The 8,574-nt window shown below is 38.5% G+C and carries 10 protein-coding genes; 8 read left to right on the top strand and 2 right to left on the bottom strand.

Annotated features, from left to right (window positions below):
* Positions 1-605 precede the first annotated feature (605 nt).
* Complete coding sequence (locus RQ763_RS06715; protein ID WP_314151913.1) at positions 606-1,082, top strand: J domain-containing protein; 477 nt, start codon at positions 606-608, stop codon at positions 1,080-1,082.
* Between the two features lie 354 nt (positions 1,083-1,436).
* Here RQ763_RS06715 and kdsB read toward each other — a convergent pair whose 3' ends face one another.
* Positions 1,437-2,153, bottom strand: a complete 717-nt coding sequence (gene kdsB / locus RQ763_RS06710) for a 3-deoxy-manno-octulosonate cytidylyltransferase (protein WP_314151912.1) — start codon at positions 2,151-2,153, stop codon at positions 1,437-1,439.
* A 64-nt stretch (positions 2,154-2,217) separates the two neighbouring features.
* On the opposite strand from kdsB, the gene RQ763_RS06705 reads away from it, so the two are divergent.
* Genes RQ763_RS06705 through trpC form a run of 4 tightly spaced genes read left to right on the top strand, consistent with a single transcriptional unit; the run spans position 2,218 to position 5,362 of the window.
* A complete protein-coding gene (locus RQ763_RS06705) occupies positions 2,218-2,913 on the top strand; it encodes a tRNA1(Val) (adenine(37)-N6)-methyltransferase (protein WP_314151911.1) in 696 nt (231 codons plus the stop codon).
* Positions 2,901-3,281 (top strand): YkgJ family cysteine cluster protein, encoded by a 381-nt coding sequence (locus RQ763_RS06700; protein ID WP_294932348.1) that lies wholly within the window; start codon positions 2,901-2,903, stop codon positions 3,279-3,281. The genes RQ763_RS06705 and RQ763_RS06700 overlap by 13 nt, the downstream gene beginning before the upstream one ends.
* Complete coding sequence (locus RQ763_RS06695; RefSeq protein WP_314151909.1) at positions 3,274-4,560, top strand: hypothetical protein; 1,287 nt, start codon at positions 3,274-3,276, stop codon at positions 4,558-4,560. Before RQ763_RS06700 ends, RQ763_RS06695 begins: the two co-directional genes overlap by 8 nt.
* 1 nt (position 4,561) lies before the next feature.
* Positions 4,562-5,362, top strand: coding sequence for an indole-3-glycerol phosphate synthase TrpC (gene trpC / locus RQ763_RS06690; protein WP_314151907.1), 801 nt, complete (start codon positions 4,562-4,564; stop codon positions 5,360-5,362).
* A gap of 79 nt (positions 5,363-5,441) precedes the next feature.
* Here the strand turns inward: trpC and RQ763_RS06685 are convergent, their stop codons facing one another.
* A complete protein-coding gene (locus RQ763_RS06685) occupies positions 5,442-5,885 on the bottom strand; it encodes a GatB/YqeY domain-containing protein (RefSeq protein ID WP_314151906.1) in 444 nt (147 codons plus the stop codon).
* 97 nt (positions 5,886-5,982) lie between these two features.
* Between RQ763_RS06685 and flgH the strand changes: the two genes are divergently transcribed.
* The 3 genes from flgH to RQ763_RS06670 form a co-directional block, all read left to right on the top strand.
* Positions 5,983-6,678 (top strand): flagellar basal body L-ring protein FlgH, encoded by a 696-nt coding sequence (gene flgH / locus RQ763_RS06680; protein WP_314151914.1) that lies wholly within the window; start codon positions 5,983-5,985, stop codon positions 6,676-6,678.
* The gene (locus RQ763_RS06675; protein ID WP_314151904.1) at positions 6,614-8,104 is read left to right on the top strand and encodes a hypothetical protein; all 1,491 of its coding nucleotides are present in this window, start codon (positions 6,614-6,616) and stop codon (positions 8,102-8,104) included. The genes flgH and RQ763_RS06675 overlap by 65 nt, the downstream gene beginning before the upstream one ends.
* A gap of 11 nt (positions 8,105-8,115) precedes the next feature.
* Positions 8,116-8,574 (top strand): GGDEF domain-containing protein (locus tag RQ763_RS06670; protein ID WP_314151903.1); only part of this gene is annotated, 459 nt, incomplete at its 3' end.

Below are 8,574 nucleotides of genomic sequence, written 5' to 3'. Positions count from 1 at the left end.
CGTTCTTCACTTCACCATGATGATACCATTCAAACGCCATTAGGCTTTAACTCGCTCCGCTCAAACAAGTGGTATAGCTTTGGACGCAAACTGAGTGCACCTACAGCCGTGAATGAGACGGCTAAGTTTATCTCCAAACAAGTGTGAAGCTAAACTGACCCACTTACATTCACAGCGGATGAACTAAGTTTACTTTAGACATAACACACATTCTTTTACAACTTACCTCTTCGTAAACTACGAGCAAAGTTGCCACTGCGTTTAAAAGAATGTCGTGTTGATGTTAACCATCCCTATGGGCACAGCTCTTTAGTTTGATGGTACTCGTTCAGTCGCCTCTGGGCTCTTGTTGGTCGCTTCACTCCAAGGTTCACACTATCGTGATGTTTATCTCTTTGTCTGAAACTTTGTGAACCCTTAGAGCATACACCACTATCTTGATACTAAAATGAACTTGCAGTCCAGTTTATTTTAAAGAGTAGTAGTGTAAGCAGACGGTATTCAAAAGGTTTTCAGCCAAAAAAGAATGGTGGAAGAGAGAAGAGCTTCCGCTTGTAGCGTCTAAGATTTTAAAAATCTTATAGCAAATATTTAAGGGGCATATCATGACACGGGCACAAATTGAAGAGCAATTTAAAGGTATAGATGGGATTAATGAGGCTAAAAAAATATACAAAGAGTTAGCTAAAAAATTACATCCTGATGTTGGCGGAACAGATGAGTTATTTAAAATATTGAACGCAGTATATAACCATATTTTAGAACATGGATTAAGTTTTTCAGAAGATGCAGAGTTTGACTTAGAACTTGAAAAAGTTATCTCTAAGATTTTACATTATGAAAACATTATTATTGAAGTAGTTGGCTCATGGATTTGGTTGAGTGGTGACACAAAACACATAAAAGAAACCCTCAAAGAGTTAAATTTCAAATGGGCTTCAAAAAAGAAGATGTGGTACTATGGAGAGATGAAGGGGAGGAACCCAAAACAAAAGAGCATGGACGACATAAAAGCAAAGTATGGATGCCAGACTGTAAAGACAAAGGGGGCAAGCAAAGTATCATGGAGAGTCGCATCATAAAGAAGTTCAAAATTATAAGCATAGTATATGGTGTCAGTAGATGCCGTTATCTCTTAGTAGTAGAGTGAAAGTTTTTACTAAAGGCTATGGCGTTTCGTTCGGGATGGACATAATCGTTTCACTCTATGCCCACCCACCCGAAAACCTCGTCTGCTTCGCAGCCTTGGCATCGCCATAAGCCCCTGATAGATGGATGGCATCTGAATACAAACATATAGTGTTACAGATATACTCAAACACTACTTTAAGGAAAGAATTTATTTATACCTGTACCTTTTCTGTACCTTCTCTTAAATAACAGCCTGTTTTAGAAGTAGACAAGTGGGCTTTAAATCCCTATAAATAGGGAAGATACTATAAAAATATCTCCACCGCTCTTTTTAAATCTTCCTCGGTGTCTATTCCAAAACCTGTACTTGTTACTTTAACCATGCTTATCTTCTTTTGATGGTAGATTGCACGAAGCTGCTCTAGTTTTTCAATATCTTCAATAGGTGCATCATCAAGATTGCAAAACTCTTTTAGACTTTTTTTACTAAAACCGTATATCCCTATGTGACCGAAGTATTGCGCTTCTCCGCTTCTGTTGAAAGGGATTGGAGAACGTGAGAAGTAGATGGCGTTGTCTTTGTCGTCTAGTACCACTTTTACCAAGTTGGCATCTTGCGCTGACTCGCTGTTTATGGAGTTGTAGCAGCTTGCCATGATGAATTCTTCACCCTTTTGTTTTAGCCCTTCCAATCTTTTGATGAGCTTTTCTACGACATCAGCCTCTATAAAAGGCTCGTCTGCTTGGACATTTATGATAAGCTCATCATCAGATACTTTTAGTATATTTGCACACTCATTGATACGGTCGGTACCGCTTTTGTGCGTTGTTGAGGTCAGCATCGCCTCAATGCCGTGCGCTCTGCATGTGGAGATAATGAGTTCATCATCAGCTGCAACGACGACTCTGCCCAGATGTGCAACTCTTTGCGCGGTTCGCACTACCATCGGAACTCCGCCGATGTCTGCTAAGACTTTTTGTGGAAATCTGCTTGAAGCAAGCCTTGCCGGAATAATTATCATTTAAAGCCTTTAATAATATAATGGCAAAATTATATCCAAAAATGAACTTTTAGGAATTGCATATATGCTTCTTTATCAGCCGCAAGAGGGCTACTGCTATAACAGCGACTCAATCTTTTTATATGACTTTATAAATCATTTTAAACCCAGAGGGAAGATTTTAGATGTTGGGGCAGGGTGCGGTGTTGTGGGACTTTTGGTCGCACGAGACAACGAGAGAGTTGAACTTGAAGCCGTTGAGAAGCAGGATGTTTTTGCAGAGTATGCTTCGATAAATGCAAGAGTAAACAAGATAGAGCTCAAGCTTTACAAGAGTGATTTTTTGCAGATGAGCGAAGATGTGAAGTATGATTATATTATTTCAAATCCGCCTTTTTATCATGATGGTGTTACAAAGAGTGAGAATAAGATGTTATTTAATGCACGCTATAATGTCAACTTACCGCTAGGTGAGTTTTTTAAAAAGGTCTCAAGACTCTTAAAACCAAGGTCTCATTTTATTTTCTGTTATGACGCTTCGCAGTTTGGACTCATCTGCACGGAGCTTGCAAAAACAAATATGAGAGCGGTTGATGTACGCTTTATTCATCCTAAGCAGGACAGGGCAGCATCGCTTGTGATGGTTCATGCCAGAAACGGCTCAAAATCGCTTATGAAAATTTGGGCGCCCTTTATCAGTTTTGATGGGGAAGAGTTTTCAAAAGAGGCTCAAAATATATATAAAAAAGCACGGACACAAAGTATAAAATGTCAAATATAATTAAAAAAGACGGATACAATTACATTTTTGATGCCTCAGCATGCAGCTCTTGTGAGGCAAGATGCTGCACGGGAGAGAGCGGATATATCCATGTGAGTGCCTCGGAGATAGAGAGTATTGCCGACCTATTGGGATTAGAGACACAAGCGTTTAGCGAAAAATACCTTTTTAAACACGGGTACAGATACTCTATAAAAGAGAGAAAAATTGGGGAGAGTTATGAGTGTGCTTTTTACAACAAAGAATCAAACGGATGTGCAATATATGAAGCAAGACCCCAGCAGTGCAGAACTTTTCCTTTTTGGGACTACTTTAAAACAAGAGTCGATGAGTTGAAATTAGAGTGCCCGGGAGTTGTTGATGCGTAGTATTTTAAAATTATCTCTTTTTCTTGTTGCACTTCTTTTTATACTGGGGTGTTCATCTAAAGAGGTAGAAGTAAAAGGGCATCAGAAAGTTTTTGAGAACGAGGATTTATATATACTCAATGCTCTTTGGCTTGAGGAGAAGCAAGATTACAATAGCTCATCAAATATATTTAATATACTCTATTTAAAAACAGATAAGAAAGAGTACCTGTACCGCTCTCTAAGAGATGATTTAGCGGCAAATGAAAACGAGCGGGCTATAGAGCGAGTCAATGAAATTGCAGGAGATAAAATAGATGATTTTGAGCTTATAAGGATTAAAATAGTAGCCCTTATGAGAGCGGATAGATTGGTTGAGGCAAAAGAGCTTGCAATCAAACTTGTTACCAAGTCAAACAACGTTGATGATTATCTGCTTGTAAGTGAGATATATGTAAAGCTAAAGCAGTATGACACAGCTCTGAAGTATCTTGAGAGCGCTTATATTAAAGACTATAACGAAAAGATACTTGAGAAGATGGCAATTATTTTGTACGTCAATCTAGAGAGAAAAAAAGATGCCATAGCACAGCTTGAAACTCACTCTAGGATAAACGGTTGCTCAAAACTAATCTGCTCAAAACTCATCGGTTTTTATAGCAATGATAACAATATCGAAGGTCTTTTATCGACCTATTTAAGACTCTATAAAATAGATTCAAGCAGAGATATAGGTGAAAAAATAGTTCAGATATACGGCTATAAAAAAGATTATCCAAAGATGATTGAATTTTTAGAGCAGAGTAGGATTAACAATGAACTGCTCTTTCAACTTTATGTGCAGACAAGAAACTATAAAAAAGCAGTTGGTATCGCAAAAGAGCTCTACAAAGAGAGCGGTGATGTTAGCTACCTCGGGCAGAGTGCAATTTTTGAGTATGAGAGCGCTGAGGACAAGAGCAACAAAGCGATGCATAAAAGCGTTATCTCAAAGCTCCAAGAGGTAATAAAAACAAAAAAAGATGGTATGTATCTTAACTATCTCGGCTATCTTTTGATTGACCATAGTATAGATATAAAAAAGGGGATAGAGTACGTAAAAGAGGCACTTGAGATAGAACCAAACTCTATCTACTACCTTGACTCTCTTGCATGGGGATACTACAAGCTTGGGAATTGCCAAAGGGCTGCAAAAATTATGAAAAAAGTAGCAAATATGCAAGGCAGCAGCAATGATGAGGTTGTAAAACATATTGAAGCTATAAAAAAGTGCGTAAAAAACAAAAAGGGTAAAAAGTAGAATGATTTTAGATGAGATAATAAAAAGAACAAGAGAAGACGTAATAAAAAGAGAGAAAGAGTTTTCACTCGACTGGTTGGGACGTTCGCTCGCCTTTAATGCAAGAGCGCCAAGAGACGTTTTTCCGTATTTGAGTGCAACGCAAGAGGATCCGTACAGAATTATTGCCGAGGTAAAGAAGGCCTCTCCTTCAAAAGGGGTGATTCGTGAAGATTTTGACCCGGTAGCAATTGCGCAGAGCTATGAGAGAGGAGGGGCAAGTGCTATCTCTGTGCTTACGGAGCCTCACTTTTTTCAAGGCAATTTGGATTATCTGGGACAGATTAGAAGATACGTCGGAATCCCGCTTCTTAGAAAAGATTTCATAGTAACCAAATATCAGATACTCGAAGCGATGGTTCACGGTGCGGATTTCATCCTTCTTATCGCCGCGGCTCTTAGCAAGAGCGAGCTAAAAGAGCTTTTGGGATACACAAGACATCTAGGCATGGAGGCTCTTGTTGAGGTACATGACAAGAGCGATTTGGTAAAAGCTATCTACGCGGGTAGTGATATTATCGGGATAAATCACAGAAATCTTCAAACTTTTGAGATGAATATGCAGCTATCTTACGAGCTGATCCCAATGATACCAAACGGAAAAGTAATCGTTGCAGAGAGCGGAATTTACGAGCATGGACAGCTTGAAGATTTGTCAAAAGCAGGAGTCGATGCTTTCTTGGTCGGAGAGTCTTTAATGAGAGAAAAAGATGAAGAAGTAGCACTTAGAAATTTGAAATATGGAAAAAATAAAAACGTCTAAAAAGAGGCGAACGCCTCGCACGCGCTTAGAAAACTAAAGTTTGGTTAAGGGAGATAGGAGAGGAGACTACCCTCTTATCTTATGAGAGTAGTGTCTTTGCGCACTCGTTGATTCTTTTTCCATCAGCTTTGCCTGATAGCTCTTTAGATGCCGCTCCCATAACTTTTCCTATATCTTTGATGGTTGTGGCGCCCACTTTTGCAATTATCTCTTTGAGTGCTTCTTGAAGTTCGCTATCGCTCAGTTGTGCAGGCAGATACTCTTTGTAGCAGGCTATCTCATCCAACTCTTTTTGCATTAAATCCTCACGTCCGGCGTCTCTGTACTGTGTTGCGGCATCGTCTCTTCTTTTTACTTGAGACTGTATGATTTTTATAATGTCATCATCACTAAGTTCTCTTCTTTCATCGACCTCTACCTGCTTAAAGGCACTGCTTAAAAGTCTTAGAGCGTCTCTCTTTTTGTTGTCTTTTGCTTTCATAGCATCTTTGATATCTTGGTTGACTTTATCTCTTAAATTCATTTTTTTCCTTTTATGTGGAACTATTATTGCTAGAATTATAACTAATAAACAAGAACTAAAAAGAGAAAAATTGAAAAAAACTATTTTAACAGTGCTAATGCCGATTTATGCTATACTGTTTTTTTCTGGATGCGCAGCTAACTTGACGGAACCTGAGATCGATTTTGAGCCGCCTGCTTATGTAGAGCAGATGCCTTCACGTGAGGACAAGAAAGATTTTACTTCTGTGGGAAGTATCTTTGGGCAGGGTGAAAACCCTCTTTTTACAGACCACAAAGCTATGCATGTAAATGATGTTGTAACGGTTGTTATCTCTGAAAATGCAAAGAGTTCAAGCACAGGTTCAAAGCAGCTTAGCGAAGATGATGCAATGGGCTTAGGCGGCGGTGTCTTTAGCTCTGGAGGTTCAAACTCTGCGGTAAATTCGGCAGCCAACAAACTAAACGGTTTGACAAATATAGGTTTTGATGCAAGCTCTTCAAGCGCTTACAGCGGACAGGGAAGCGCGTCAAGAGATGCATCGTTTGCTACGACTATCTCTGCTAGAATTGTCAAAGTGTTAGAAAACGGAAACTATTTTATATCGGGTAAGAGAGAGATTCTGGTTGACGACCAAAAGCAGATTATACAGATCGGCGGTGTTATACGCCCCTATGATATTGATCAGTACAATACAATAGAGTCCTCACAGATTAGTGATGCTAAAATTCTTTATAAGACACAGGGAGATGTTGATCGTGCGACAAAACAGGGTTGGGGTACAAAAATTATTCAGGCGGTTTGGCCGTTTTAGTCTACTTGTTGCGCTAAGTTTCTCAACACTTCTTGCCGAGGAGAGTTTTAAAGATTTTAAAAGGTCTCAAACAGACTCGTTTAAAGAGTATAAAGATGAGAGAGACGGCGCTTTTAGCAACTACTTAAAGCAGGAGTGGGAAGCCTACACTCTCCAAGAGATGAAGTCTCTATACGAGAAACAAAAACCGATAACTATTGAACCTGCAAAACCCAAAGAAGTTAAGCCGGTCGGACCAAAAATAAGCATAAAAATTGAAGCAGAGAAAGAGCCAAAAGAGGATTTGACGCCAATCCAAAAAGAGCCTGCCATATCTCCGCCGCCGCAGAAAAGGGCAAAAGATATCTCTTTTGATTTTTATGGTAAAAATTTGGAGTTTGACATTTCAGATGGAGTGAAGAGAGCAAATTTTTACCCTACAAACCAGATTGGAATAGCCAACTATTTCGATGCGGTTGCTTCAAGTGAGTATGAATCTCTTGTTTTGGAGATTCAAAGAGTCTCAAAATCTATGAATTTAAACGATTGGGGTACATATCTTTTAGTTTCAAAAATTTCGCAAAATCTTTATGAAAACGAAGATACTTCTAAACTTCTTAGATGGTTTTTATTGAATAAGCTTGGTTACGCTGTGAAAATAGGATTGGACGGTAGGCACATAGTGTTGATGCACTACTCCGCAAAGACAATCTATGCAGCACCAAATTTTAATTTTAGTAATAAAAAGTATTATGTTTTTTTCGACAGAAGCAACGAGAGAATAGACAGAGTTTTTTCATATAAGCAGAATTATCCCGGAGCTACAAAACCGCTTGATCTCTCTTTGGATGCGCTTCCTCTTTTGGGAGAAAATCTAGAGTATAAGGTTCTTAGTTTTTACAATTTTGACAAGAAGTATGATGTTGCAATCTCATACAATAAAAATCTTATAGATTTTATGGCTTCATACCCACAGGCTGAGTATGAGACTTTCTTTAATGCCCCGATTGAGCAAAGGACATATAGAGATTTGGCAGCAGGAATTAAAAAACATATCGATGGCAAAAAAGCAAGCGAGGCTATGAACTTTGTGCTTAGTTTTGTCCAAAAGTCATTTAAATATGAGCAGGATAATCAACAGTTTGGAAAAGAGAAGGTTATGTTTGCACAGGAGACTCTTTTTTATGAGAAGTCCGATTGCGAAGATAGGGCAGTTCTATTTTCATATCTCATGAAAGAGCTTTTTGGGGTTAGCGTTCTGGGTGTTAAATATGAAGACCACATGGCAACGGCACTCTACATTCCGCTTGATGGAGATAAGATAAGAGCAGGTTCAAAAGAGTATGTTATTGCAGACCCGACATATATTAACTCAACTATCGGCATGGGAATGCCAAAATATAGATCCGTGAAACCGCAAAGTTATATTGTTGTAAAAAACAATTAAGAGTGCAAGATATGAATAGAGATGCATTAACAGATCTTCCAAACAGATTTGCTTTGATGGAAAATATTAAATCTTTAGAACATGCCAATGTTTTTTTAATTGATATAGATAATTTTAGCAACATAAACAGCGCATATGGATTTGAAGTGGGTGATAGAGTTCTCATTGAAGTATCAAGGCTAATAGGTATTGTAAAGCCGCCTTCTTCAGAGCTCTTTAGACTTAATTCCGATGAATTTATAGTCGTCTGCAGTGAGCTGATGAGTTCAAAAAAGCTATCAGAACTTGCAAGCTCCATGATATCTTTTTTCGATCAGACGGAGATTTTAACCCTTGATGATGATACTGATATAAAAATCTCCATAAGCATCGGTATTGCAATAGGAGAAGATAATGAAATTCTAAGCCATGCAAGAATTGCTATAAAAGAGCTAAGGGAGCATAATAGATCATCGTATAAGATTTATGAC

The sequence above is a fragment of the Sulfurimonas sp. genome (genome assembly GCF_032250635.1).
GTDB lineage: Bacteria > Campylobacterota > Campylobacteria > Campylobacterales > Sulfurimonadaceae > Sulfurimonas.
Note: the sequence above shows the minus strand (reverse complement) of the source record. Positions and strands in the feature narration are given on the sequence as shown.

Bases quoted from the DNA above. Each gene is read 5' to 3' on its own strand.
- RQ763_RS06695 (WP_314151909.1), top strand. From the start codon at position 3,274: ATGCGTAGTATTTTAAAATTATCTCTTTTTCTTGTTGCACTTCTTTTT.
- trpC (WP_314151907.1), top strand. From the start codon at position 4,562: ATGATTTTAGATGAGATAATAAAAAGAACAAGAGAAGACGTAATAAAA.
- RQ763_RS06685 (WP_314151906.1), bottom strand. From the start codon at position 5,885: ATGAATTTAAGAGATAAAGTCAACCAAGATATCAAAGATGCTATGAAA.
- kdsB (WP_314151912.1), bottom strand. From the start codon at position 2,153: ATGATAATTATTCCGGCAAGGCTTGCTTCAAGCAGATTTCCACAAAAA.
- RQ763_RS06715 (WP_314151913.1), top strand. From the start codon at position 606: ATGACACGGGCACAAATTGAAGAGCAATTTAAAGGTATAGATGGGATT.
- RQ763_RS06705 (WP_314151911.1), top strand. From the start codon at position 2,218: ATGCTTCTTTATCAGCCGCAAGAGGGCTACTGCTATAACAGCGACTCA.
- flgH (WP_314151914.1), top strand. From the start codon at position 5,983: ATGCCGATTTATGCTATACTGTTTTTTTCTGGATGCGCAGCTAACTTG.
- RQ763_RS06700 (WP_294932348.1), top strand. From the start codon at position 2,901: ATGTCAAATATAATTAAAAAAGACGGATACAATTACATTTTTGATGCC.
- RQ763_RS06675 (WP_314151904.1), top strand. From the start codon at position 6,614: ATGTTGATCGTGCGACAAAACAGGGTTGGGGTACAAAAATTATTCAGG.